Source organism: Corallococcus silvisoli (assembly GCF_009909145.1).
GTDB classification, from domain to species: Bacteria; Myxococcota; Myxococcia; order Myxococcales; family Myxococcaceae; genus Corallococcus; species Corallococcus silvisoli.
This window is the reverse complement of sequence record NZ_JAAAPJ010000017.1, coordinates 165,591-191,894: the sequence shown is the minus strand read 5'-3', so window position 1 is coordinate 191,894 and position 26,304 is coordinate 165,591. Positions and strand designations below refer to the sequence as shown.

Below are 26,304 nucleotides of genomic sequence, written 5' to 3'. Positions count from 1 at the left end.
GGAATGGAGCGGAACATGAAGGTGAATCGAGTGGCCACGGTGTGGCGTTTACTAAGTGCGGCGCTGGCGTGCGCGGTCCTGAGCGCGTGCGGAACCGGTCCCGAAGAGAAGGAGTCCTCCACCGACAAAGCGGTGGCGGATTCGGAAGAGTCCCTGTCGCAGCGGGCGGTGGCGGATCCGTACGCGGACGCGGTGATCGCCAGCGGCGTCATTGGCGTCCTCAATCCGAATAACGCCGTTGGCCCGCCGGATGGACAGACGGCCAACTTCCTGGCCGTGCTGGGCGGCGCGCTGACGCTGGACATGGGCGCGGGAGAAGAGGGCACCGGGCCGCTGCGCATCTACTACCGGGGGCTTTCGCTGGCGGTGGTCGCGCAGGTGGACTTCCTGCGCGCGGACATGAGCGTCATCAGCACGGGGCAGGCGAACCTCGTCGAGCTGGGCCTCGGCACCTATACGGCGCTCGTCCCCTATACCAGCACCACCCCGTACCGCTACGTGAGGCTGCGGGGCGGTATCGCCGCCCTCTACAACGTGGACGCCGTGGAGGCGACCGGGCCGCTCTGTGGTGACGGGAAGGTGAGCCCCGGCGAGCAATGTGACGACGGTAACCGCACGTCGGGCGATGGCTGTAGCAGCACCTGCTCGGTGGAGTCTGGCTATACCTGCACGGGGCAGCCCAGCGTCTGCACGGACATCAACGAGTGCACCAACGGCACCGCGCAGTGCTCCACGAACGCGACGTGCACGAACACCCCGGGCAGCTACTCCTGCACGTGCAAGGCCGGCTACACGGGCAACGGAAAGACCTGCACGGACATCAACGAGTGCACCAACGGCACCGCGCAGTGCTCCGTGAACGCGACCTGCACGAACACCGCGGGCAGCTACACCTGCGCGTGCAAGGTGGGCTACACGGGCAACGGGAAGACCTGCACGGACATCAACGAGTGCACCAACGGGACCCACACCTGTCTGCCGAGCCAGCGGTGTGTGAACCAGCCGGGCGGCTTCGACTGCATCCCCGGCAGCTGCCCGCCTCCTCAGGTGAAGTGCGGCTCGCTGTGCGTGAACGCGTTCACGGACACGCGCAACTGCGGCTGCTGCGGCAACACCTGCGCCGCGGGGAAGAGCTGCTCGTCAGGGGTCTGCGGTGCCGGCTTCACCGTGGAGATCAACGCGACGTGGTCTCGTGACAGTGACGAGGACCTGGTGGTGCGGGCGCCCACGGGCGAGATCATCGTCTACGACAACCGCGGCATCGACCCGAACGCCCTGGAGCATCGCGGCGCGCTGCCCGAGGGGGGGGCGCCTCCGAGCGGCACCTATGACGTCTGCATCAAGACCGCGAGCGTCCCGCTGATGCCCAACAGCTTGAGCCCGGCCCCGTACACCGCGACGCTGAAGCGGCCGGGCCAGGGGGACCGTCTGATGACCGGTGTGGTCGTCGACGCCGAGGCGGGAATCGACTGCCGTCCGGGTGATCCTTCCTACATCGGGTCCATCACCCCGGCCGGAAACTAGACGGGCGCTCTCGCTTCGAGAGCGCCATGCCGTGGCTGGGGCCGGACCTCCGGCTCCAGCCGCGGTGAACAGCGTCGTCCTCCAGGTCCGCGCTCAATGCTCCGGGGGGAATGGCGGTAGATCGACGATGAACTTCGCACCCAGGCCGGGCGCGCTCTCCACGAAGATGCGGCCGCCGTGCGCGTCGATGATCTGTCGCGTGATGAAGAGCCCCAGCCCCAGGCCTCCATAGTTGCGCGAGGCCGCGCGCTCGAAGCGCTCGAAGATGCGGCCCTGGGCCTCCGGTGGGATGCCCATGCCGTGGTCCTCGATGCTCAGCCGCGCCCTCCCCGCGTGGAGCACCACCTCCATCCGGATGGGGCGCCCCGCGCCATACTTCATCGCGTTCGTCAGCAGGTTGAGCATGACCTGCTCCAGGCGCAGCCGGTCCCACCGCCCCCACACCGGCGTCGGGGCCACCAGCTCGAAGGCGCAGCCGGTCTTCTCGAACTGCTCGGTCAGGTGGCTGACCACGTCGCGCGTCACCGCCACCAGGTCCATCTCCTCCAGCCGCAGATCCAGCCGCCGCTCGTTGATCCGCGACACGTCGAGCAGGTGATCCACCAGATGCGACAGGCGCATCAGCTGGTCCTCGAAGACCTCCAGCATCCTGGACACCCTCTCCACGGGCAGCGGTCCCGGGCGCGAGAGGGTGGACTCCATCTGCTGCACGCGCAGCTTCATGGAGGTCAGCGGGGTCTTCAGCTCATGGGAGGCGATGGACAGGAACTCATCCCGCGCGCGGATGGACTCCTGCGCTGACGTGTAGAGCTGGGCGTTGTCGATGGCGAAGGCCGCTCGACGGCCGAGCTCCTCCGCCAGCGCCAGCTCCGCTGGCGAGTACGCGTGCCCCGGCCGGGTGGAGATGAGGTACAGCGCGCCCAGGGTCCGGCCTCGGGCCTGGAGGGGGACACCGAGCGACGGCCGGCCCTGGAGCGTCTGGATCGCCGCCCACCGCTCCTGCGTCAGGGCGGTTGGATCCAGCAGACCCTTCGACGCTCCCAAGGCCTCGGACCTCCCCGTGGACAGGACCCACGCCGGGCCGTGCGGGGAGCCCGAGGCAGGCGGGTGGCGCTGGAGGAACTCCCGGACGTCCCTGGCGCGAGCCGGCACGCTGTCCGCCACCGCCACGGGTTGCAGGGACGCCCCTTCGGTCCGCACGAAGACGACACACAGGTTCGCGAGGTTGGGCACCGCCTGCTCGGCGACGCGCTGAAGCGTGGTCTCGTAGTCCAGCGAGGTCACCAGCTCCCGGCTCGCCTCGGCCAGGAAGCGCTGTGACGCCTCCATCCGCTTCTGCTCGGTGATGTCGGTGGCGATTCCACAGAGCGCATAGGCCTTCCCGCTGGAGTCGAGGAGCGGGAACTTCTGCGTGAGGTGGATGTGGGGCCCATCATCCTGGGGGATCTGCTCCTCCCTCTCCACGGAGGACACGGTCCGGAAGGCGTCCTCGTTGGTCTGGTGCAGGGCTTCGGCTGTCTCTCGGGGGAAGACGTCGAACACGGTGCGCCCGGCGACCTCCTGACGGCTTCGGTGGAACAGCCGCTCCCACTGGCGGTTCACGAAGATGTAGCGCTCCTGCGTATCCAGCAGGAAGAACACCGTGGGCGCGTTGTCCAGGATGGCCCGCAGCCGCATGTCGCTCTCGCGCAGCGCCTCCTCCGCGCGCTTCCGCTCGGTCACGTCGATGAGCACCGCGAGCGAACGGGCCACGCCGCCGGCGGGGTCCCGCTCCGCGATGGCGGACAAGAGGACGTCGATGGGTTGCCCGTCCTTTCGCACGATCTGGTACGGCACGTCCCGGCAGAAGCCCGTCCGGAAGTAGTCGGGGAGGATGACCTCGCTGGCGTAGCGCCGGGACTCCGGCGTCAGGAACTCCACCGAGTCCCGCCCGATGACCTCCGCGCGCTCATAGCCCAAGGTGTCCAGCCAGTAGTCGCTGACGCTGATGATCCGCCCCTCGCGGTCGATGGAGTGCATCATCACGGGGGTGTTGTTGTAGAGGGAGCGGTACTTCTCCTCGCCGGCGCGCATCGCATCCTCCGCCCCCTTGAGGTCGGTGATGTCGTTGAAGACGGCGACCCCCCCGTGAAGCACGCCCTCCTCGTCGAGGACCGGGCTGGAGCTCACGAGCAGCCAGGCCCCCGCCGGCCTCGCGGCGTTGCGCACGAAGACCTCCGTGCGGCTCACGGACTCGCCCCGGATGGCACGGGCGATGGGCAGGCGCTCGGAGGGATAGCGCGTGACCTGATCCGGCAGATAGAGGCCGTAGCGCTCCGACCACTGGCTGACGGGCACGTCCGGGGGGCCCATGCCCAGGATGTGTTCCGCCGCCGGGTTCATGAACACGAACCGCTGGTGCTCGTCCGCCACGATCACCCCTTCGCCCATGCTGGCGAAGACGGATTCAAGGACGCGGCTGTGCCTCGAAGGAGTCCCATCTGGGGTCGGAGGTGATGGGCTGTCGTGCAGGCGAGCCATGGGTCGGGGCAGGGGAGGAGCGTCCCCACTTCGAGGAGAGCCCCCTCTTCCCTCAATGATGGTGGCTCCCTCCTTGCCGCCAAGCCGTCCGCCAGGCGTCATCGCCCCGGCTGTCGCTTGGCCGCGCGCTGCTGGGCCCGATGCAGGGGAGGGGGCCGCACCTGCGCGCGGCCTCCTCGAAGCCCTCGGCGGCGGCCAGGCCCGCTCGTCTCCGGCGCATCGCCGCTCTACACTGCCGGCCTCCTGGAGGCTGGATGCACTCGAAGAGACTTCACCGGTCGCGCGCGACCGCGGTGTTCTCGCTGGCCGCGGGGGTCGTGCTGGCCTGCGCGGCGGGCTGCTCGGGCGATGACGGGGCGGACGTGGACGTGCCCAACCCGTTGACCAACCCCAAGGACGGTCCGCCCGCTGGAAATCCGAACGCGGAGGCCACGTGCGGCGTGCCCGCCGAGGCAGGCCTCGCTGATGTCTCCAGGCCCACCACCGTCGTCGGGACGGGGACGCCCGCGAGCTGTACCTCCGACGCCTTCGTCGAAGCCGTGGCCCGGGGAGGCGTCATCACCTTCGACTGTGGACCCGAGCCCGTCACCCTCACGCTGGACAGGACCGCGAAGGTCTTCAACGACAAGGGGCCGGACATCGTCATCGACGGCAAGGGGCTGGTGACGCTCAGCGGCGCGGGCAAGCACCGCATCCTGTACATGAACACCTGCGACTCGAATCAGGTGTGGACGACCTCCCACTGCCAGAACCAGGACCACCCACGGCTGACGCTCCAGAACCTCACGTTCGTGGACGCCAGCTCCAAGAGCGAGAAGGAGTTCGACGGAGGCGGGGCGGTCTGGGTGCGGGGAGGGCGGGTGAAGGTCATCAACTCCCGCTTCTTCAACAACGCCTGCGCCGACGCCGGGCCCGACGTCGGAGGCGGCGCGCTCCGGGTGTTCAGCCAGTACGACGGGCTGCCTGTCTACGTGGTGAACACGACCTTCGGAGGCAAGCAGGGCTACGGCGGGGTCTGCTCCAACGGCGGCGGCATCAGCAGCATCGGGGTGTCGTGGACGGTCATCAACAGCCTGTTCTCCTACAACCGGGCCATCGGCAACGGCGCGAATCCCGCCAGCCCGGGCACTCCGGGCGGGGGCAGCGGCGGGGCCATCTACAACGACGGCAACACGATGACGCTGTCCCTCTGCGGCACGCGGATCGAGCACAACGAAGTCAACGCCCACGGCAGCGCCATCTTCTTCGTCAGCAACGACCACTCGGGCGACATCCGCATCGACCGCTCGGTCATCCAGCACAACGTGGGGGGCTCCTGGTACGCGACCTATCCCCAGATATCGAACCACCCGGATACGCCCATCAAGGTCACCAACTCCACGATCGAGTGACGGGCACGCCCCCCGCGCCGGGGGCGCCTCACCGCGTCAGAGGTTGCTCTCGTCGGTGTCGGGGTCGAGGCGGACCAGGTAGGGCGGGACGGTCCACTTCATGGCCTGCTCGACGTCCCCCTGCCGGCTCTTGCCGAAGAGCATGACGCGGGAGAGCGCCATGCCGCTGATGAGGCCCTTGTTCTTGAGGATGGCCTTGCGGAACTCGACGATGGTGTCCTTGAGGTGGGTGGTGTTGGGGCGCGACGCGATCAGCGCGTTCAGCATGCCCGCGGCGAGCATTCCCTTCTCGACCAGCGCGGAGAGCGCCTCCATGTACCCGTCGTATTCCTCCTTCGTGAGCAGGGGCCGGCGGCGGATCTTCTTGAGGAAGCGGAGCTTCGGGATCATCGGATCGGACTGATCGCGCAGCAGGCTGCCCATGAGCGGCACCTCGCCGTTCGGGTCGTTGTGGAAATAGGTCTGCGTGAGGTCCATGTCTCCCAGGGAGATGTCGACATCCATGTGGATGCCTCCCACGAAGTTGAGGTAAAGCAGCCGCGCGAGGTCGGAGAAGTACTTGACCTCATCCCAGTTGCGCTGCACCGCGGCGCCCCCGACGAGCGTCGCGAGCTCCGAGAGCCAGTTGCTGGAGTCGTCGAGCTTTTCGATGGGCACCACCCGGAAGCCCGCCAGCTCCAACCTGCGCCGTTGGTTGGTGCGCGTCGGCCGCTTGTCCACGGGCTTCGGAGGGCGCTTCGAGAAGATGAAGATGCCCTCGGTCTTCTTGATCTCCCCGTCGAGGTGTCCATCCAGCACCCGCTCGACTTCGGCGGAGTACCACAGGTAGCAGGTCCAACCCGCCTGCTTGGCCCGCGCGCCGTCGGAGACCAGGTCGTCGACGACCGCCGGGCTCATCGGTCCGCCCGTCCAGAAGCGATGGATGTTCTTCGGGATCGCGTGCTGCGTGCCCATGGGCGACTTGAGGAGCCGCGAGATGATCAGCGCCTCGTCCGACTGGCTCGGATTCCAATACGTCCGGTCCTCCATGCCGCTCAGGATTCCCCGACGTGGCGTCGACGACACCTCCGTCAGCGAAACCGAGGTGCTGGTGGAGCGGAGCGACCTCTTGACGTCGAAGAGGGGGATGATCGTCTCGCCGACCGGCGGCCCCGAGGCGCCGTGAATCAGGCAGATCCCCAACGTGCAGAGCTCGCACGTGTCGCGCACCCACTCGCGGAGCAGCGCCTGACTTCGATGCCCGGGGTCGTGACAGATTCCCAGATCACAGAACGTACACATGGTCCGCGCCCTCGTGCGGTGGTCGAGCGGTGGACTCTCGCACTTCCCGCTCGGGATGGAAGCCCCCACGCGGAGCGGCGGAGGTCCCCTCCGACGGGGTAGGGTCCTGGGTTCCTCATTTCCCAAGGTTTCCATGACCTTCCGGCAATGCTTCCTCGCGCTCGCCGCGACCACGTTCCTGACGAGTCCAGCCCAGGCCAACACCGTGTATGGCGCCTGGCAGGGGTCGGGTGGGCAGAGCGCGTCCAGTCCGGGCAACCGGGCGTTCCTACTGGAGGTGTCGGCCGCATCCCCGCCCATGACCTTCACGCTGACGTCCTCCGTGGACGCATGGCTGTACCTGCTGGACGCGAACGGCACGGTGCTGGCCCAGGACGACAATGGAGCGGGCGGCACGGACTCGCGGCTGGCCGTCTCGCTGCCGTCGGGGAGCTACAAGCTGGTCGCGGCGACCGCGCTTTCGGGGCAGAGCGCGGAGTTCACCCTGAGCGCGGACGCGGCGGTGTTGCGCCATCCCAAGGCGCTGGAGGTCCAACCCACGAGCCGGTTCTCGTGGATCTACGATGATCACGGCACCGGGGCGAAGACCGACATCTCCGTCTGGTGTCCGGACCTCTCCCAGTCGCCGGGGTTCTTCTCGTTGGGGGATGTCGCGATGCCCAAGCGGGGGCAGGCTCCCGCGACCACGTTCGTGGTGCGGGGCGAGGGCGACCTGCTGGCGCGGCCGTCCAACTACAACCGGACCTGGACCGACGCCGGCTCGGGAGGAACGCACGACGTCTCCTTCTGGGAGCCGGTCGCGCCCGCGGGCTACACCTGCCTGGGCCACGTCGCGGTGCTGGGCTACTCCAAGCCCTCCACGGACCTCATCCGCTGCGTGAGGAGCGAGTACGTGCTCGCCGCCAACCCGGCCTGGGTCTGGGACGACAGCGGCTCTGGCGCGAAGGAAGACATCGGGGTGTGGCAGGCGGTGGCGCGCGACCATCGGGGCCTGCCCGCCTCCACCTTCATCTCCCGTCCCAGCCACGGCGACACGGGGGGAAGCCGCTACTGGGTGCTCAACAAGAGCGCCACGTCCAACGCGGAGCTGCGGGGGCTGCCGGTGGATGCGTGGACGGTGGCGGCCTTCGCGCCGCGCGTGTGGCTGCACCCGGACGAGGCCTACTTCCCGTCCTCCACGGAGTTCCATCTGGCCAACGTCCACGAGGAGAACGGCCACCTGGTGACGAACCAGGCGCTGGGCTGTGATTCCTGCACGGATCCGCGGTTCCTTGACGGGCAGCGTCCCAACCAGACGCCGGTCCCGGTCTACGCGCAGATCATCCCGCGCACCCAGGGAGGCCAGCCGACGAACGTGACGGACGTGCTGTATTGGACCTTCTACCCCTACAACAATGGCAAGCGGGTGTGCATTGGCTGGTATTCCCCCTGGGGGTGCGTGGGGGGCTATTCCACCTTTGGCAACCACGTGGGGGACTGGGAACACCTCACGGTGCGCTTCGTCGACGGGCGCCCCGCGCAGGTCTACCTGAGCCAGCACGCCAATGGTCAGACCTTCGCGTTCGGGGACAAGCCGGTCTTCCTCACCGGTTGGCATCCGGAGGTCTTCTCCGCCCAGGGTTCCCACGGGCTCTACCCAGACGCGGCCCGCCACATCTACGAAACCCTCTTCAACGGGGACTTCCTGGCGGACGACACCGGGGCCGGGCTCGCGTGGGACACCTGGAACCGCATCGTGGCCATCCCCTGGCAGCCGGCGGGCAGCTACACGGGCTCGCTGTCCTGGATGAACCTCACGGCGTACTGGGGCAACCCGGAGGGCGGCTGTGACAACCCCACGGGCTACTGCGTGAACAGCGGTGGTCCCTCGGCGCTGAGGAACCGGGCGGTATCTCAGCCGGAGTACATGACCCTGGAATAGCGCACAGGCTCCCGAGGCGGATGCGGCGCCGCTCAAGGACTCCCAGAATCTTGATCTGAGCGGTGCAAGCAGTCCCCCTTCCTTGTCAGACAGGGCGGCTACGACCCTGGTCCTGGATGCTTGACAAATTTCTGCCATTCTATTCCACTTCAATCAAGAACAAACCCGTGTAAGGGCATGGGGCGGCCCAGACTGTGAATGGCAAGCATCGCGCGTCAGCGCGCGGCTTCCGCCACGGGCATGCCCTTGCGACGACCCTGCAGTCATCCAGGAGGCTTCTCTTGACCACCACCGTCGGAGTGAAAGGCAGCGCGCCAGAGCTGTCGTCAAAACCCTCGGCAATCAATGAGCAAAGAGTGCGCGGCTTCTGGTCGGAGCTGGAGGTGCGCTACGGGAAGCTCCAGGCCACGGGCAGACCGCTGCGCCCGCTGGCCATCCGTTTGCCCAACGGGAGCGAACGGGTCTTCGGTGGTAGCGCCCCTCCTGTGTGCGTCGTGGATTTGAAGTCCGAGGCGGCCTTCGAGGCGTTCGCCTCCATGGACGAACTCACCATTGGCGAAGCGTACATGGCGGGTGACATCAGCGCGACCGGCGACATCCTCGAGCTCTTCAAGCTCCGGGACATCATGACCGACCGGCGCCCGCTCCAGTACGTCTGGACCAACCACGTCCGGCCCAGGCTCTTCGGTCAGGTCAAGGGTGACGTCGAGTTCATCGGCAGCCACTACGACGAACCCCCTGAGTTCTTCGAGCTGTGGTTGGACAAGGACATCCGCAGCTACTCCCACGGCTTCTTCGAGCGCGACGACGAGGCGCTCGAGGTCGGCATGAAGCGCAAGTTCCAGTATGCGATCGATGCCATCGGAGCCAAGCCTGGAGACCGCGTGCTGGACATTGGCGGAGGGTGGGGGTCTTTCGTCCAGTATGCCGGCGAGCAAGGCATCCACGTCCACTCCGTGACCATCTCGGATGAGTCAGAGGCCTACATCCGCAAGGTCATCGCCAACCGGGGCCTGTCGAACTGCCGGGTCGACAAGGTCCACCTCCTGGAGTTCTCGGCCAGGCCTTTCGACGGCATCGTCAACCTTGGCGTCACCGAGCACCTGCCGGACTACAAGCGCACCATCGCCAAGTATTGCGAGCTGCTGGCGCCGGGAGGACGCATCTACCTGGACGCTTACTCTGGCGACAAGTTCGGCATGAGCACCTTCGTGATGAAGTGGGTCTTCCAGAGCAACACCTCGCCCCTGTGCCTCCCCGACTACCTGAAGGAGGTCGAGCGCAGCAGCCTGGAGCTGCTCCAGGTCCAGAGCGACCGGCACAACTACTTCCTGAGCTGCAAGAAATGGGCGGAGAACCTGGACGCCCATCGTGAGGAGATCAGCGCCCGCTGGGGGGAGTTCCTCTGGCGGCGGTTCCACCTCTACCTGTGGTCCTCGGCGTTCGCCTTCCAGGACGGCATCCTCGGCGCGCATCGCCTCGTGATGGAGCAGTCGAAGGACTCGCATGGCCGCGCCATGCGCAATCCCAACGGGCAGCGGAGACGGCTTGTATGAAGGCCCCCCTGTCGGCGGCAGGTGAGCCGGACATCGAGGTCCTGAGCGAACAGCGCTCGGGATACCCTCGGGCCACGCCGCTCGGCTGGGACAACATCCTGTTCCATTTCGTCGGCGCCGCCGCGCTCCTCGGGCTGCTCGGCTGGGCGTCCTGGTGGTTGGCGCGGGCGGTGTTCGAGCTGGGCCTCGCGGCCGCCCTGCTCGCGCTCGGGCTGGGCACCGTGGTCGGCCTGTTCGTCGCCGACCTGCTCTCAGGGATCGCCCACTGGGCGTTCGACACCTGGTTCGACGAGCACCATCCGATCTTCCACCGGATGGTGCTCGTTGTCCGGGAGCACCACATCGCCCCTCAGGAGATGTTTCGCTACCCCTTCTACAACGACACGGGGCAGCTCTCCGTCATCGCGCTCCTGCTCACGGCGCCGGTCCTGCTCCCGGTCACCCTGTGGGCGCCCGCGTCGGTGCCCGCGGTCGCGGGGGTCTGGGCCTGCGTGCTCTTCGCGGTCTGCTTCGTGTTCATGCTGGAGTTCCACAAGAGCGGCCACCGTCGGCCCGTCCGCGGTGTCACCCGCGTGCTCCAGGGCTGTCACCTGCTGCTCAGTCCCCGACATCACTGGCAGCACCACTCCGGCGCCTACGACACGCACTATTGCCTCATCAACGGCTGGGCCGACCACGTCATGGACGCCATGGGAGGCTGGCGTACCCTCGAGCGCGTCATTCAGCGTTGGACCGGCGCGGTCCCCCGCTCGAACGACGACGTGTGGCTGGAGACCTGGTTGCCGCCCCGGCGCAGGGCCTTGTGGTCCGAGGCGAGGGGCGACAAGAGTGATGTGGGGCGCGTGACTTCGACGCGCAAGGAGAGTCCATGACGAGGGCATTGACGGTGCGGAACTACGTTGACCAATGGCTGTCTGGGGAGGCCTCCCCGCCACCGGTCGTCGAGTTGATTGGCATTCGTCTGATCGGCTACACCGAAGGGGAGGGCAAGGCCGCGCTCCCGGCGGGCAAACGCCATCACAACGCCATGGGCACGGTCCACGGCGGAGTGCTCTGCGACCTCGCGGATGTCGCCATTGGCGGCGCGGTGGTCTCGACCCTGAATGAGGGCGAGAGCTTCACCACCCTGGGCCTCCAGATTGAGTACTACCACGGGGTGGTGGAGTCGCTGCTGACCGCCACGGCGAAGGTCGTCAAGCGGGGCTCGTCGGTCGTCTTCTGTTCGTGCCGCATCGAGGACGCGGAGGGGAACCACGTCGCGCAGATGAACTCCACGTGCCTCATCCGGAAGCCGAGGAGCTAGGGTCATGGATGGATCGAGACTCGCCGGCGCGAGGACGCTGCTCGGGTTGGCCGTTGACGTCGCGCTGCGCGGTCTCTATCCGCTCCTGGCCCTGGGCGCCGTGTGGGGCGTCCTCCTCTGGGGCCCCTGGCCCTCCGCCGTGGGCTTCTTCGCGGTGTTCCACGTGCTGAGATACGCGGAGCAGCACTTCGGTGCCGCCCGGCCGCTGCCGCCCGAGCGACGGCTGCGGCGGACCCGCCTGCTGGCCCACCCGGAGGACATCCACGTCGTCGTCTACATGCTGCTGTACTGGGCCGGGCTCGCCAGCGCCTTCGCCATCTACCTGGGCCCGGAGAGCGGAGCCTGGACCCCGGCCGACCGCGTGGGGTTCTGTCTGGCGGCGGGCCTCTGGCTGGGATTGGCTGGCGCCGTGAATACCGGCATCAACTATCACAGCCATACCCACCGCGGCATCTTCAAGAGCCGCTGGCTCAACCGCTGGGTGGGGCGCGTGTGGACGATTCCGGGCGGCTTCCCGGCCTTCTTCTGGAGCTACAAACATCTGGTCGTGCACCACAAGCACCTGCATGAGCAGGCCGATTGGGTCCAGCCGAAGCGTGCGGAAGACGGCCGCTACGAGAACCTCTATCGGTACATCCTGCTCTACTGGCCCTGGCGCTGGGCGCGTCACTTCTACGTCGACTTCTCCAGGGCGAAGCCCGCGGTGCGACGCAGGGCGATTCGGGAGCTGGTGTTCTTCCTGGTCTGCTGGTCCCTCCCTTTCTTCGTTGACGTGACGCTGGGCCTGGGCATCTGGTTCTTCCACCAGTGGGTGAGCAACGTCGGGGTCATGGGGCCTGGCATGTATGCCCAGCACGCGGGGGGGACGAACGAGCGGCGGCTCAGCCACTCCAACACCTTCCTGTGCGCGTTCTTCAACAAGACCATGTTCAACGCCGGCTTCCACATCGAGCACACCGCGCGCCCCGGCGTGCACTGGAGTGAGCTGCCCGCGCTGCATGAGTCCATGAAGGACGAGCTGATCGCAGACGGGGCGCATGTCCTGCCCTACGGAATCTTCAAGGGCGCGGGGTTGCTGAGCTCCGTGTTCAACCCCGACGCTGGCTATGAGCAGTTCATGCGGGGCGAGCCGGACAGCGGTCGCCCGGAGGAGTCCCCCCGCGTGATGGGCAGCGCGGGGTAGCCGCGCGGGTGTCAGCGCCGCGCCGTGGCCGGGCGCGCCTGAGGAAGCGCCCTCACGAGCACCCAGGTGATGACGAACCCTCCCAGGGGCTGCTCGACCAGCAGGTGCCAGGAGAGGTCCAGGGCAATCCCCACCGGCGTCGCCTCCCGCACGGCGAAGATCATCACGGACATGGGCGCCACCGCGACCATGCCCATCACAAACCCGAATCGCAGCCCGGCGAGCCCGACGCGTTGGTCCGGAGCAGGGCGGGGCGCGACCCAGGCCATGGAGAGCCCCAGCAGCAGATACCCCAGGAAGAGCAGCGGCACGCTCACCTGGGAGAAGCCGTTCCCTGGAAAGAGGTTCTGGACGTAGAACTCGGAGAGCAGCAGGTGATGCCACCCGAAGGCGGCGATCCACATGGCCAGGGTGCCCGCGCCTCCCGCCAGCAGGGTGCTCCGGTAGTCAGCGGCAATCATCGTGGTCGGGTCCGTTCCACCAAAGGAAGACGTGGACCCGAGCGTGGCAGATTCCCCGCACCGCAACCAGTCCTGCGCGCGCGGGCGTGACGGCAGGGGCTCTACTCCTCCTTGTCCTTGAGCCGCAGGGTGTCCGCCTCTTCATACATCTGGACCAGCGCCTTGGCGGCCCCCGTCGGGTCGCCATCGATGTATGCGTACATCCCTTGCAGCGCTTCGAGCAAGGAGTGGCGATCCGGGGTCAGGATTCCGCCGCGAATCCACGAAGCGTCGTTCAAGTACTTGTCGAGCCAGTGCATGGCCACGCTGTAGCCGACGAACATCCGCTCGTTCTGATCCAGCCCGAGGGTCTCGCAGAACTTGAGCACCTTCATGATGGTCGCGGAGGCCCCAAACATGGTCGTTGGCGCGTAGTAGTCCTTCTCCCCGTATTTGACGACGGCGTGCCTGTCCCACGGAGAGATCCGGATGAGGGCGCTGTGGATGAAGTCCCCCACGCCGGTCGGGAACGAGAAGGTCGTGGCCAGCTGACCGACCTTCCACGTGAAGCGAGACAGCTCCTCATTCGTCTTGGACTTCATGCGCTGCTCTTTTTTGTTGTTCTCCTTGAAATGCTTCCGGATGTCGTCCTTGTACGACTCAGCGCAGATGATGAAGGATCCGCCCAGCAGGCAGATCGCCTGATCCGTCCAGCCCATCTCCAGCCCGACATTCTTCTTCACGAGCGCGAAGGCCTGGTCGGGAGTGTGCGTCCGCTTGGAGGAGTCGAACACCGCCAGCGTCCCGCTGTATGGGTGGATCTTCGACGTCGGGTGCTTGTCGATGTAGTCTTCGAGGACGGTGTATGCCTTCGTGAGCGCCGTGGACGTTGTCTCGACGGATTTCTTGAGCTGGGTATCCAGTGCGATCCGGTCCCACGTCCACTTGCGAATGACGTGCTTGGCGGTTCTGGGCCACGGGAAGACATCCCATTGGGACCGCATGTCGAATTTGTCGACGTCTGACTTGAGGATGAGGCTGTTCTTCTCCGAGCTTGACAGTCTTCCGTAGTGGCCCCGGTATCGCGTCGTGTAGACAAAGGCGAGGAAGTAGAGCCCCAGCAGAAAGAGGCCGCCGGCGCCGGGGATGCCCGAGAGCCAGGCCATGACGAGCAACAGGAAGTACTTGAACATGGTCGCACCGACGAACGCGCTTGGGGGGAGGGAAGGCTTGCGGGCCAGCCGAGGATGAACCCATGGGCGTTTGTTTGAGTCAATTCCCCAAGGGGATGCATGTGTTTCACGGGTCCCGGGAGGTTGGGTCCGCTGTGAACCCCTGGGGAGATGAGACGTCCCGGAGGGCCGGGGCTCCTGCCGGTCGGGGACTCTGTTCGGTGGCTCGCGCTCGCGCCTGCCCAGCCCTGTGAGCGCACGCTGGGCGGCATGCGTCAACACCCGCGCTGGACCGGGGCCCCGTACCTGAGAAGGGCCTGCGTCTCCATCCATCCGCCTCGTGCGGCAGGGACTCTCCGCACCTGCCGTTCCACCCGTAGCACTCGAGAGGTCACTCAATGAGCCAGGAACAGTTCTCCGCGCAGGGGCAGCAGCTGTTTGGCGAAGCCCTCAAGGCCCGCATCGTCGACACCGTGCACGAGCGCGTCGTGTCCGGACTGGAGGAGCGGATCGGCATGGAGCTTCGCGACCGCGTCGGCGACGCGGTCCGCAGCGCGTTGAGTGAGCGGATGATGAACATGCATCCGGGGAGCGGTGGGGGGCAGCCGTTCGACGCGGACCTGCTCGCGGAGGCCGTCCATCACCGCCTCACCGACATCATCCGTGACCGCGTCCAGAGCGGCGTGCATGAGCGCGCTCGCGAGGTGCTCCGGGAGCGGATGGGAGAGGCGCTGCGGGGGGCCCTGTCCGAGAACTGGATGAGCATCCAGCAGGGCCACGGGCAGTTCGACACCCACCGCATCGCGGAGCGCGTGCGCACCCGGCTGGAGGACTCCCTGCGCGACAAGATCGGCTCCGTCGTGCGCGAGCGCGTCCGCGACGTCATGCGTGAGCGGCTGGGCGAGGCGCTGCGCACCGCGATGATGGAGAGGAGGATGGGCATGGAGGGCTTCGCGCCGATGGACCCCGAGCGCATCGCCGAGGCCATCCGCGTCCAGCTCGCCGACAGCGTGTCCGAGCGGATCCACGCCATCGTGCGCGAGCGCGTCCGCGACGCGCTGAAGGAGCGCATGGGGGACGCCCTCCGCTCCGCGCTGTTCGAGCGCAGGATGCAGGGCTTCGGGCAGATCGACCCGGAGCGCATCGCGGAAACCCTCCGCGAGCGCGTCGCGGACAGCATCCGCGAGCGTGTCCAGAACGGCCTGCGTGAGCGCGTGCGCGACGTGCTGCGCGAGCGCCTGGGCGACGAGCTGCGCACCCGGATGGGCGAGCGCCACATGGGCTTCCAGCCGCAGGGCTTCGCGCCGATGGACCCCGAGCGCATCGCCGATGTGCTCCGGGCGCGTCTCGTCGAGACCCTCCACGAGCGGCTGGCCAGCAACCTCCGTGAGCACCTCCAGGACGTGCTGAGGGATCGGCTGGGGGACGCCATCCGCGAGTCCATGGGCTCCATGGGTCCGATGGGGCAGATGGGCCCGATGGGCCCGATGGGGCCCACGATGCGCGGCGGGTTCGGTGAGCCGCACATGGGGGGCTTCCATTCTCACGGCCCCGTCCAGGTCGACACCGAGAGCATCGTGGCCGCGGTCCGCGAGCGCGTGGGCGAGGACCTTCGGGAGCGCATGGCCGACGTCGTCCGTGAGCGCGTCAGCGAGGCGGTGCGCAAGGAGCTGAAGAACGGCGTCGTCACCCAGCCCCTGGCCTGACGGGCGCCGCATTCAGGGGCGGGCAACGGCCCCATGGACGGAGGCCCTGGATTTCCGCGTTCGCGGAGGTCCGGGGTCCTCTTCCGTGAGGAGCGCTGGGGTCGCCGGTCCGGCGGGAAGGCGATAGGGGGGATGCGCCCTGGGGGGCCTGATAGGGTGCGCGGGTGACGCCCAAGACCGGCCTGAATGACGGCTATGTGTACCGCGAGCGGATTGGGGCCGCCGCCGGGCGCAGTGTGCTTGCCTACCTCACGGACACGTACCGGCACTCCACCGAAGCGGAGTGGCGCGCCCGCTTCCTGCGCGGTGAGGTGCAACTGGACGGTGTCACGGCGACCGGCGCTGAGCTGCTCCGCGCCCGCCAGGAGCTGTGCTGGCACCGCCCCCCGTGGCAGGAGGCGGAGACGCCGGACAGCTTCGAGCTGGTGCACGAGGACGAGGCCCTGCTCGCGGTCATCAAGCCGAGTGGGTTGCCGACGATCCCCTCGGGCGGCTTCCTCAAGAACACGCTGCTCGCGTTCGTGAGGAGGCGCTGGCCGGAGGCGTCGGCGCTGCACCGCCTGGGGCGGGCGACGTCGGGGCTCGTGCTCTTCTCCCGCACGCACGAGGCGGCCGCGCGCCTCTCCCACGGCTGGCGCGAGGGCGACGTGGAGAAGCGCTACCGCGCGCTTTCAGAGGGAGTCGCGACCCAGGAGCACTACGACATCCGCGCGCCCATCGGGTTGGTGCCGCATCCCCAGCTGGGCGCGGTTCACGGGGCGAACCCCCAGGGCAAGGCATCCAGCAGCAGCGCCCGGGTGCTGGAGCGGCGTGCCAGCCAGACGCTCTTCGAGGTGCACATCCACACGGGGCGTCCCGAGCAGATCCGCATCCACCTGGCGTTCATCGGCCACCCGCTCGCCGGAGACCCGCTGTTCGCCGTGGGGGGGCTGCCGCGTGAGCACTCGCCCGGCCTGCCCGGAGACGGCGGCTACCTGCTCCACGCGGAGACGCTGGCCTTCACACACCCGCTGTCGGGGGAGCGCCTGCGGTTGCACGCGCCGCCGCCCCCAGGGCTGAGGAACGCTGGGAACTGACGGCTGACGGCGTCCAGCGCATGTCTGCACGGCCGCCTGCGCGCGAAGCCCGGCGACAAGGGCTTCTGCAGCTCCGCCACCAACGGGTTGCCGCGGTCGCGCACGAACAGCCGGCCCTCCACGTCCTCCGCCACCGTCAGCCGGGTGCCCGGTCGCGCAGGTCGGTGAGCACCGGGTCGCCACTTCAGGCGAGAATGACCTGGATAATCCAGCAGCCCCTTTCTGCAATGCCAAAGGTCCCTTGGATGCTTCACGGAACCTGTGCTCGGCCAGGGATGACGTTGATGCGCTTGAAGTGCCTTGTGTGATGGCTTTGAGCCGAGACGCCAGCGAGGGCTGCCTCCTCCACCAGCGGCATCTGGAGGCGGATGAAGTGCTTTGCTCGCTCCAATCACAGGGCGATGAGATTCGTATGCGGAGCGAGGCCGGTGGCAGCGCTGAACGAACAGATGACCTGTGTCTCGGAGACTCCCACCTCGGCAGCCAACTCCGCGAGGCTGATGCTTTCCGAGAGTCTGTCGTGGAGGAGTTGCCTGACCCTCGATACGGTCCTGGAGGCAGGCAAGCGTCGTGAGTTCACCGAGGTTGCGGCATGTCGCGTGAGTAGTTCGCGGAGGAACATGCGCGTGCGGCTCGCTCGCTCCAGCAGAGCCTCGGCGCCTTGAGAGGCGCGATGGAGGGCTTCGAGCTGTCGATACAGTGAGCCGTCCAGCAGCACATGCCCATTGAATGATGGGGTCGCCCTGTGGGTTCCGAGTGCGCGAAGGACCCGCGTTGGGGAGGGGTAGAACATTCGCTAGCGCCAGCCACTTGCGACGCCGCCGCGTCCTGCCGTGTCCGCCTACTCCCCAGAGGGGAACCACACGAAGTGCGTGAGCGCCGCGGACCCGTGCGGCTCCCATTCGTGGCGCGGCCCGCTGTTAGAGTCGCTGGAGGAACCGGAGCAGTTCCTGTTTCTGCGTAGGACTGAAGGACTCGGGGGGGCTGCCGGGAGTCTCCGGCGGATGAACGGGCGGCAGGTTCAGGGGGGCTGTGACGGGCAGGACGAACTGGCTGTAGAGGTCGATGACGTCCTCGAGGTTCTCGGCGCTGTTGTCGTGAAAGTAGGGCGCCGTCCGCGCGACGCCACGCAGCGTGGGGATGTCGAAGGCTTCGAAGTCCAGGGGGTTGCCGGTGATGAGCGCCCGGCCTGGATCCGTGGTGAACCACTGAGGGAAGAGGTTGGGCCCGACGATGGGCGCGCCACTCTCATCCAGCGCGGGAGTGGGATCGTACGGCTCCCCGCTGGCCGTCACCGGGATGGGCGGAAGGTCGGTCACCTGCTGCTGGCGTGTGCCGTCCGCATAGAAGCGGAATCGGTAGCGAGGCAGCTCGACGTCCGCGTTGAACAGCGCGGGGAGCAGACCCATCTGCCCCAGGTAGGAGAGGCTTGCGAACCCGATGTTCAGGATGTCCGGTGGTGAGCGCGGCTCCAGCACCGGCACGGGGCCCACCCCGGGGACATGGGTGAACAGGACATTGCCATCAGGTCGGGTCACCGGGAACTGGGAGGCGGCCTCCCGCATGGCCGGCGTTGAAATCCGGCTCAGCGTCGGGCCGCCATGGCAGGGCTCGCAGCCGACCTTGAAGACCTCGCGGCCCCGTCGCTCCTCGGGCGTGAGCCACATGAAGTCCTCGGGCAGAGGAATCTGAGCAAGCGGGACCCCAGCGTTGCTCAAGTCCGAGACGAACCGAGCGCGTGCCGACGTGAACTCGCCGCGCTGGAAGTCCGCCACCTGGCGAAGCTGCGCGCGAGGGATGGAGCCTCCCTCGCTGTGGCTCGTGATGGCGGATTGGGCCTGATCCTCCAGGTTCGACTCGCGGCCGTCGAACTGGAAGAACGGTCCGGTGAGGGCGACGTCCAGGATGCTCGGAACGCCTCTCCAGACGGCGACCTTCCGGTCCGGTGGCGTGATGACGTGACCCTGCGCGTCGATGACGTCCATGTTGGCGGGGAGGGGGAGGACGACTCGGATGAGGCCCTTTTTCAGGTGCTCATAGGTGGGCACCGCCGCGTTCGGGTCATCCGCGTCGATGCGATTGAACAGCGGATCCGTCGGATTCGAAACGAGACGGCCTTGGACGTTCCCCGGCCGCAGGGCCGTACTCTCGTCGAGCACATGGCATGTGGCGCAGGAGCGTCCATTGGTGTTCGGGAAGGCCTGGCTGAACAGCCGTTTGCCGGTGGCGCCGGACTGTAAGGGTGCCTCGAGCCCGGTCGTCTCGGGGGCAACGCTCTTCGCGAGGTCGACCGTGTCCTGCTCCGGGGCTGCTGGGGTGCAATGCATCAGTCCGCCCAGTGCGAAAGCACTGGCGAGAGATGCAACGAAGCGCGTCGGGAGCATGGGAATGTCTCCGGTGAGAGGGTTTCCCACGAAACACCCGTGGCCTTCGCAGGAGTTACTCGGTTGTCGTCGTCCGGTCCGGAACTCGATGTGCCCGTGTAGGCACCCCAGGAGCTGCCCACGCTCGCGAGGTTGGCGCCGAGCGCCACCTGGAGCCGCACCTCGGGGGGCGCCTTGAGGGGGATGCGCGACGGGGCATCGTCCTCCGGCTCCGCGTGGGCGAGTTCATCATCCAGGGGTCTGCGGAGGTGTTTCACCGGACGAAGGCCGTGCCGCATGAGCAGGACTTGAAACTTGAATCAAACCCAGCCGGTTGTTTGACGGGCGGCCCCACCTGCTGCCCAGCAGAACGCGTGTCTCGAGCAGTTCCACGCCGACGGGCCACCGCGTGGCGGCGCGAGGAGCCGGAGTCCATTCCGCCGCCGCGCGAGCCTGGGGCGTCAGGTCCAGGCTGGAGCGATACTCCTCCCCTGACTTCCACAAGGGGAAGCCCGCGCAAGGCGGACTCCCAGGAGCAGGGGCGGTCCGGTTCGTGGGGGCGGTTGCCGCGCAAGCGTCGAACCGTGACCGCGGCATCGAGCCCAGCAGGGACAGATCGCGCGCGTCGCCTCGGACCTGCCACTCCCACCTCTGGAGTCGCGGGAGCCATGCGTATGGCCGAGGCAGCGAGGCCGCGAAGGGCGCTCCCGGAGTGGAGACCTGACGGAAGGCGAGGAGCGCCTCCGCCGGATCCTGGGGCCAGACCTGGACATCCCGCAGGGTGGCCTGCACTTCCACGTCCTCGGGGCCCAGGCGGACCGCCCGTTCAACCTCGCGGGGCGCCGCCGGACACCCGCGGAGGAGCAGGGCGAGCACCACGGCCACGCATCGAGGGACGTGCCCTCATCCCCATGACCGTCGTCGAAGGGCTTGAAGGGGCTTCAGATGCGAACTCCCAGGATGAAGCCGGGCCAGAGCCGGTCCGGCTCCGGGCCCGAGCCCACGACGAACTGGGGCAGATAGCTGACGCCCCGGTCCTCGTCCTCGCGGGGGGCGTCGTAGTGGTTCACGGTCAGGCCGCCGAAGAGGGCGAACCTCCGTCGCAGCTCCCAGGCCGCGGTGACTCGCAGGCGGTACAGGTGATTGCTGGGGGCGCCGCCGAAGAAGTTCCGCTGCCAGCTTCCGTAGGACACATCCGTGTCGAGCGAATAGCGCTCCTCGTCGTCCAGCGGGAAGTGCACCCCCATGCCCACCATCGTGAAGAGGCGGAAGCTCCCCGCCCACGACGTGCCCAGGGCGCTGGTCGCGAGCACATACACGCGCTGGCTGCCGTACTTGATGCCCACGCTCACCGGGTGCGTGTCGTCGGTGGAGAGCTCCACCGCCAGGCGCCCGCGCTTGACGATGCTCAACAGGCCAATGGGGACCGTCACGTCATCCGCGATGTTGAGGAGGCCCAGCTGGAGCCCCCGCACGACGCCGCCCACGTTCACCAGCCCCACCTGCGTGCCGGTCACGTCGTCGGACAGGTTCAAGAGTCCAACCTGCAGGCCCGTCATCCGCTGCGCGACGTTGACGCCCAGGGCGCCCTGCATGCCGGTGAGCTCCGCCTCCACCCGGTTGGCGGCCGCGGAGAGCTGGACCCCGCGGTACGCGCCCCGCGCGCTGTTGACCAGCCCCGCGACCTGCATGCCCTGGGCATCCTCGAACGCGAGGTTGGCGCCGAGCGCCACCTGGAGCCCCCGGAGCTCGCCTCCCGCCATGTTGGCGAGCCCCGAGACCTGGACCCCCTGCGTCGTTCCGTCCACCCAGCCCAGGCCACCCGCGAGCCCCACGCCACGAAGCTCCCCGGAGCGCACCGCGAGCACGCCGAGCGCCACGGTGTTGGCGCTGCGCCCCGGTGTCAGCGCCGAGGTGGACAGCGGGGGCAGGAGCGACAGGTTGAGCGGCACGCGGGGCGCGTCGTCCATCCTCGACGCGACCTCGGGGGCGGAGCCTCCTCGCGACGCCGTGCGGATCAGCGTGACGGGGACGAAGTCGTCCGCGCGCAGCACGCCGCCACCCTTGGAGGTCACCGTCAGCTCGGCCTCGAAGCGCCGCGCGCGCTGCTCCAGCACGGCGTGGTAGCGGCCCGCCTCCAGGCCCAGCACGAGGCGCCGGCCCGCGGACTTCTGCAGCTCCGCCACCAGCTGGTTGCCCCAGTTGCGCACGAACAGCCGGCCCTCCACGTCCTCCGCCACCGTCAGCCGGGTGCCGCGGTCGCGCAGGTCGGTGAGCACCAGGTCGCCGCTGCCCGCGAGCTGGATGTCGTACTCCGCGTGCTGCGCGCCTCCCTGGGAGCGCTCCGTGCGCGCGAGCGTTTCGTGGAACGCGAACTGGTAGGCCTCGTGCAGCGTGACGCGCCCGTCGCCGCTGGTGTCCGCCGCGCCGCGCAGCCCGGTCACCAGGAAGTGGGTGAAGAAGGAAGCGCCGATGCTGTCCGACTCCTGGGCCACCTCGTCCGCGGAGCTGGAGGCGAGGTACGCATGGCCCCGCACCCGCGTGGACAGGTCCTCCATGAACGCGGCCCTCTTGACGCCTCCCTTCGAGCGGGTGAGCGCTCCCGAGCCGCACGAGTCGAGGATGGCCAGCCGCACGTCCACCGGCACCTCGCCCATCAGGCGCCGCAGCTCCTCGTAGGACAGGCGCTCGCCCCGGGGCAGCAGCCCCTCCGAGTCCGAGTGCCCGGAGTAGTACAGCACCAGCTCACGCCGCACGCCGTCCTCGGGGACTCCGTCCGCCAGGGTCCGCATGCGCGCGAGCGCCGCCACCAGGTCCTCGCGGCTCGCCTCCAACAGCAGCACCGCGTCCGTGGGGGCGACGCCTCCCAGGTCCCCCAGCACCCGCGACATGGCGAGCGCGTCCGTGCCCGCGTAGCGCAACCGCTCACGCCCGGTGCCGCCCTCGCTGGAGCCGACGATGAGCGCGAAGCGGCGCAGGGTGGCCTTGCCCTCGTCGTCTGGAGGCGCCGCGTCCGCCACGCATACCGCCAGCAGACACGCGCACACGGCCATGAACGTGGCCCCGTGGCTTCCTCCCATCCCCCATGTCCTGGCGCCCATCGTCGTATCCCAGACCCCCACGCCACTCCGGCCGAGCCGCGCGGAGGACCCTGCATATCGCTTCTCGCGGCCCGAGCGTGAGTCCGTCAGGGCGCCCAGCGCGCCCGCCGGCTCACCCAGGACTGGCCGCCGCGTCCGTCGCGCACCACCGCCCAGAAGAGGACCTCCCTCGCCTCACCGCCTTCTTCGGGGGGCTCCCACTCCGTGCGGTGCTTGCCCGCTTCCCCTCCGGGGTTCGCGCCGCCCGTCTCTTCGACGTTGAACTTCCCGAACGACGCGTGCCAGGACACCTTCCAGGCCTCGGTGAGGTGCACCGCCTCCTGGCGCAGCCCCGGCACCACGTAGGCCTCCTGCCGGTCCGTCAGGTCGTCCAGCGTCACCACGAAGGGACCCAGGCCGCGCGGCTCGGGGACGCTCTCCGCGGTCCAGGGCACCCCGTCCAGGTTCAGGCCCGGGAGCACCGGGTTCTGGTTGGCCTTCATGCCTGGCACCAGGGGGCACGAGAACACCATCAGCTTCTGCGCGTACACCTGCTCACCGCCCGCGGTCGCGTGGAGCACCAGGGGCATGCGCAGGCCGCCCAGGCCCTGGTACGGGTCCTTCTGGCGGACGCGCTCCAGCAGCGGCGTGCCATCCGCCACGCGGGCGTCACCCGGGTGGAGGGGAAGCGACAGCTCTCCCTCCTGCGTGGAGCCCTGGGCCAGCAGCACGCGCTGGGCGCCGTCCGCGCAGGTCTCGTCGTTGACGTCGGCGCAGGCCCAGAGCGTGTAGTCGATGGCGCGCCCCTCGCCGGCGGGGTCCACCATCAGGGCGCGGAACGTCACGGGCGCGGTGAGCGCCGCCTCGGTCTCCGGCGAGGTGTCGCACGCGGGGGCCATCAGCTCCGGCGGCTCCATGGCGAGGCCGAGCACGCGGAAGTCGTGCACGTGCGAGGGCGTGTCCTCGGGGTCCACGCAGGCGACGGCGCACAGGGCCAGCAGGAGGCTGGCGTGCAGGTGCAGGGTCTTCATGTCAGAAGCTGCCTTTCACGCCCAGGACGGGGAGGATGGGGATGCCCGGTATGTCGTACTGCTTGCGGAAGCGGTAGTCGTCGAAGGTGAACTCGACGTTCTTGGCGGCGTAGATGTTCTGCACGTCCAGGTAGCCGGTGAGCGTCCAGTTCGCGAAGCGCCAGCTCTTGTCCACGCGCAGGTCCAGCTGGTGGAAGGCCGCGGTGCGCGTGGAGAAATACGAGCCCCACGTGGGCTGGAAGCTGTTGCCGTCCGCGCCGTAGATGTCCGCGGAGTGCATGAGCGGCGTCGTCGGTCGGCCCGCGGTGTAGCGGAAGCGCCCGCCCAGCTCCCACCCGTTGCCCAACTGGTAGCCCGAAACCAGCGTGAGGATGTGCGTCTGATCCCACGGGCTCAGGCCGTAGGCGGTGTCGCCCACCTGCGAGCCGCCGAAGCCGCCCCCCAGGTCCGGCGGCAGGGCGCCCGCGCGGCCGTCCTCGGCGTGGCTGAGCGTATAGGACACCCACCCCTGCCAACGGTCGTTCGCGTGGGCCCGCTCCTTCTTCAGCATCACCTCCACGCCGTAGGCCCGCCCGATGCCGTTGTTGCTGAAGCGCTGCTGCAGCAGGCCGCCCCCCGCCTGGGACACGATGGCCCCGGGCGAGACGACGTTGAGGTAGCGCCGGTTGAAGAAGCCCGTCACGTCCGCGTGGAGGGCGTCCATGAAGCGGTGCTCGACGCCCAGGCTGGCCTGGAAGGCGCGCTCGTAGCCCAGGGCCGGGTTGCCATAGGGCAGCGGCAGGAACTGGAAGGTGCTCGCGGGCTGGCTGTAGAGGCCCGCGGAGCCCTTGATGGCGGTGCGCTCACCGGCCGCGTACTTGAGCCACAGCCGCGGATCCAACGCGACGTTGCGCGTGCCGCCCACCCGCTGGAAGTTCGCGCGGACGCCCGGCGTGACGGTGAACGGGCCCGCCTTCACGTCGCCTTCCAGGAAGAGCGCGCCGTCGAAGCCGTTGATGCTGCGGTTCTCGTGGATGAGCTCCGCCTGGGGCTCCGCGCCGGGGAAGGGCACGTACTCGAAGCCGCCGGGAGCGGGCGCCTCCGCGTCCACGGTCGCGTGCTCGAAGTACACGTCCATGCCGGTGCGCAGCGTGAACGCGCGCGACAGCTCCAGGGCCAGCGTCTCACGCGCGCCCAGGGAGGAGACGCGATCGTGCTCCAGATAGCTGCCCATCGAGATGTCGAAGGTGTCCAGGCCCACGTAGGGCGTGAACACGGATGTCAGCGGCCCATCGCGGTAGGTCCAATCTCCCTTGATGCGGTGGAAGTTGGTGTGCGTGCCGAGCGTGATCTGCTGGGCCTGCGACTCACCGGAGGACACCAGCGTGAGCCGGTCATCCGCGCCGAACGCCATCACGTAGCCCGTGCTGCGCCCCCCCGTCGACGAGGGAGCCGCTTCGCCCGGCTTGCTCCGCGCGCCGAAGTCCACGCGCAGCTGGTAGTCCCAGTAGCGCGGCGCCACGGTGAGGGTGCGGCCCTCCTCCTTGGGGAGCACGGCGGGCAGGAGCGCGTCGATGTACGAGCGCCGGGCCGCGGCCGCCACGCTGACGCCCTCGGTCACGGGCGCCTCCAGGAAGAAGCCCGCGTCCAGCAGGTCCACCTTCACCGAGCCGTGCAGCGTGTCGGTGGCGCCCTTGCGCGTGGTGACGTCCACCACGCCGCCCACCGCGCGGCCGTACTGGGTTCCGTAGCCGCCCGGGTAGAAGTCCAGCGAGTCGAGCAGCTCGCCATTGACCACCGACGGGCCGCCCAGCAGGTGGAAGAGGAGCGGGATGCGGACCCCGTCCATCAGGGTGGCCGTCTGGCCGGGGTTGGAGCCGCGCACCAGCAGCTCGCCGGAGATGAAGGGCGCGCGGGCCACGCCGGGCAGGGTCTGGATGACGCGGATGGGGTCGCCGAAGGTGCCGGGCGTCTTCTGCGCCTCCTCACGGGAGACGGTGCGCCGGACGACCTCCTTCTTGGGGCGCTCGGAGCGCACGACCGTCTCGAACGCGCCGCCGGTGGGCACCAGGTAGAAGACGACCTCCGTCGTCTCATGGGGCTTGAGCGTTTCGGTCGTCTGGTAGCGCGCGAAGCCGGAGGCGATCACTCGCACCGCGCACTCGCCCGGTGACACCTGGAGCGTGAAGCGGCCCTCCGCGTCGGTGACGGCCTCGGGGGCTTCCGGGTCATCCCCGCAGCGGACGGTGGCGCCCGCCACTCGCGAACGGCTGCCGCGTGAGATGAGCGTGCCCGTGAGCGTGGCCGGCGCTGGCGCCGCTTCGGGCGTGCCGGGCTCCGGGGGCGGCGGGGCGGAGAGGGTGAAGTGGTAGACGTACTCGACCTGCACCGGGGCCGGGACGCCGTCGACCTCCGCGGGCGTGAAGACGAACTGGCGCACGGCGGCGAGCGCGGCCTCGTCGAAGCCGTGGCCCACCGGTTCGGCGAGCGTCACGTCGGAGAGGGTGCCGTCCGCGGCGATGGTGATGAGCATCCGCACGTCGGCGGTGAGGCCCTGGGCGGCGGCCTCCGGCGGGTAGGCCGCCTCCACGGACTTGACGAGCGCGGGCTCCTTCGTGAGGCGCGGCGCGGGTGCCGCCGGTGACTCCTGTTGCGCGGGTGGGGGCTGCTGCGCGGGCGACGGCGTGCCCGCCAGCAGCGAGGCGGCGAGGAGCACTCCTCGGGCATTCCTGTTCGAGGGCATGGTGGAATCGGCGCTGCGGGAGACGGGGTGGGACC

17 protein-coding genes are annotated in these 26,304 nt (G+C 68.6%); 9 read left to right on the top strand and 8 right to left on the bottom strand.

Annotation, left to right across the window (positions count from 1 at the left end; genetic code table 11):
- Positions 1-15 precede the first annotated feature (15 nt).
- A complete protein-coding gene (locus GTY96_RS29405) occupies positions 16-1,524 on the top strand; it encodes an EGF domain-containing protein (RefSeq protein WP_161666471.1) in 1,509 nt (502 codons plus the stop codon).
- Positions 1,525-1,617: 93 nt separating this feature from the next.
- On the opposite strand, the gene GTY96_RS29400 is transcribed toward GTY96_RS29405, so the two are convergent.
- A complete protein-coding gene (locus GTY96_RS29400) occupies positions 1,618-4,044 on the bottom strand; it encodes a PAS domain S-box protein (protein ID WP_201756502.1) in 2,427 nt (808 codons plus the stop codon).
- Between the two features lie 254 nt (positions 4,045-4,298).
- On the opposite strand from GTY96_RS29400, the gene GTY96_RS29395 reads away from it, so the two are divergent.
- Positions 4,299-5,435 carry a hypothetical protein gene (locus GTY96_RS29395; RefSeq protein ID WP_161666469.1) on the top strand — a complete coding sequence of 379 codons (1,137 nt, stop codon included), beginning with the start codon at positions 4,299-4,301 and terminating at the stop codon, positions 5,433-5,435.
- 36 nt (positions 5,436-5,471) lie between these two features.
- On the opposite strand, the gene GTY96_RS29390 is transcribed toward GTY96_RS29395, so the two are convergent.
- Positions 5,472-6,716, bottom strand: coding sequence for a hypothetical protein (locus GTY96_RS29390; RefSeq protein ID WP_143905985.1), 1,245 nt, complete (start codon positions 6,714-6,716; stop codon positions 5,472-5,474).
- A gap of 133 nt (positions 6,717-6,849) precedes the next feature.
- Here GTY96_RS29390 and GTY96_RS29385 point away from each other — a divergent pair, with 133 nt between their 5' ends.
- From GTY96_RS29385 to GTY96_RS29365, 5 genes are all read left to right on the top strand, one after another.
- Positions 6,850-8,637 (top strand): Vps62-related protein, encoded by a 1,788-nt coding sequence (locus GTY96_RS29385; protein ID WP_161666468.1) that lies wholly within the window; start codon positions 6,850-6,852, stop codon positions 8,635-8,637.
- 356 nt (positions 8,638-8,993) lie between these two features.
- Positions 8,994-10,193 (top strand): class I SAM-dependent methyltransferase, encoded by a 1,200-nt coding sequence (locus tag GTY96_RS29380; protein WP_143905989.1) that lies wholly within the window; start codon positions 8,994-8,996, stop codon positions 10,191-10,193.
- On the top strand, positions 10,190-11,065 hold the full coding sequence (locus tag GTY96_RS29375; RefSeq protein ID WP_161666467.1) for a fatty acid desaturase CarF family protein: 876 nt from the start codon (positions 10,190-10,192) through the stop codon (positions 11,063-11,065). The genes GTY96_RS29380 and GTY96_RS29375 overlap by 4 nt, the downstream gene beginning before the upstream one ends.
- A complete protein-coding gene (locus tag GTY96_RS29370) occupies positions 11,062-11,496 on the top strand; it encodes a PaaI family thioesterase (protein ID WP_161666466.1) in 435 nt (144 codons plus the stop codon). Before GTY96_RS29375 ends, GTY96_RS29370 begins: the two co-directional genes overlap by 4 nt.
- Positions 11,497-11,500: 4 nt before the next feature.
- On the top strand, positions 11,501-12,679 hold the full coding sequence (locus GTY96_RS29365) for a fatty acid desaturase (protein WP_161666465.1): 1,179 nt from the start codon (positions 11,501-11,503) through the stop codon (positions 12,677-12,679).
- 11 nt (positions 12,680-12,690) lie between these two features.
- Here GTY96_RS29365 and GTY96_RS29360 read toward each other — a convergent pair whose 3' ends face one another.
- Both GTY96_RS29360 and GTY96_RS29355 read right to left on the bottom strand, forming a co-directional pair.
- Positions 12,691-13,140 carry a hypothetical protein gene (locus GTY96_RS29360; protein WP_161666464.1) on the bottom strand — a complete coding sequence of 150 codons (450 nt, stop codon included), beginning with the start codon at positions 13,138-13,140 and terminating at the stop codon, positions 12,691-12,693.
- Between the two features lie 101 nt (positions 13,141-13,241).
- Positions 13,242-14,312 (bottom strand): hypothetical protein, encoded by a 1,071-nt coding sequence (locus GTY96_RS29355; protein ID WP_161666463.1) that lies wholly within the window; start codon positions 14,310-14,312, stop codon positions 13,242-13,244.
- A gap of 377 nt (positions 14,313-14,689) precedes the next feature.
- Here GTY96_RS29355 and GTY96_RS29350 point away from each other — a divergent pair, with 377 nt between their 5' ends.
- On the top strand, positions 14,690-15,997 hold the full coding sequence (locus GTY96_RS29350) for a hypothetical protein (RefSeq protein ID WP_161666462.1): 1,308 nt from the start codon (positions 14,690-14,692) through the stop codon (positions 15,995-15,997).
- 164 nt (positions 15,998-16,161) lie between these two features.
- Positions 16,162-17,073 carry an RluA family pseudouridine synthase gene (locus tag GTY96_RS29345; protein WP_328701046.1) on the top strand — a complete coding sequence of 304 codons (912 nt, stop codon included), beginning with the start codon at positions 16,162-16,164 and terminating at the stop codon, positions 17,071-17,073.
- Positions 17,074-17,993: 920 nt separating this feature from the next.
- On the opposite strand, the gene GTY96_RS29340 is transcribed toward GTY96_RS29345, so the two are convergent.
- The 4 genes from GTY96_RS29340 to GTY96_RS29325 all read right to left on the bottom strand — a co-directional run bounded on the left by GTY96_RS29340 (position 17,994) and on the right by GTY96_RS29325 (position 26,269).
- Complete coding sequence (locus tag GTY96_RS29340) at positions 17,994-19,400, bottom strand: cytochrome c peroxidase (protein ID WP_235685953.1); 1,407 nt, start codon at positions 19,398-19,400, stop codon at positions 17,994-17,996.
- A gap of 977 nt (positions 19,401-20,377) precedes the next feature.
- Positions 20,378-22,516, bottom strand: a complete 2,139-nt coding sequence (locus tag GTY96_RS29335; RefSeq protein WP_186002085.1) for a caspase family protein — start codon at positions 22,514-22,516, stop codon at positions 20,378-20,380.
- A 107-nt stretch (positions 22,517-22,623) separates the two neighbouring features.
- On the bottom strand, positions 22,624-23,547 hold the full coding sequence (locus GTY96_RS29330; protein ID WP_161666460.1) for a hypothetical protein: 924 nt from the start codon (positions 23,545-23,547) through the stop codon (positions 22,624-22,626).
- A gap of 1 nt (position 23,548) precedes the next feature.
- On the bottom strand, positions 23,549-26,269 hold the full coding sequence (locus GTY96_RS29325) for a TonB family protein (RefSeq protein ID WP_161666459.1): 2,721 nt from the start codon (positions 26,267-26,269) through the stop codon (positions 23,549-23,551).
- Positions 26,270-26,304: the final 35 nt, after the last annotated feature.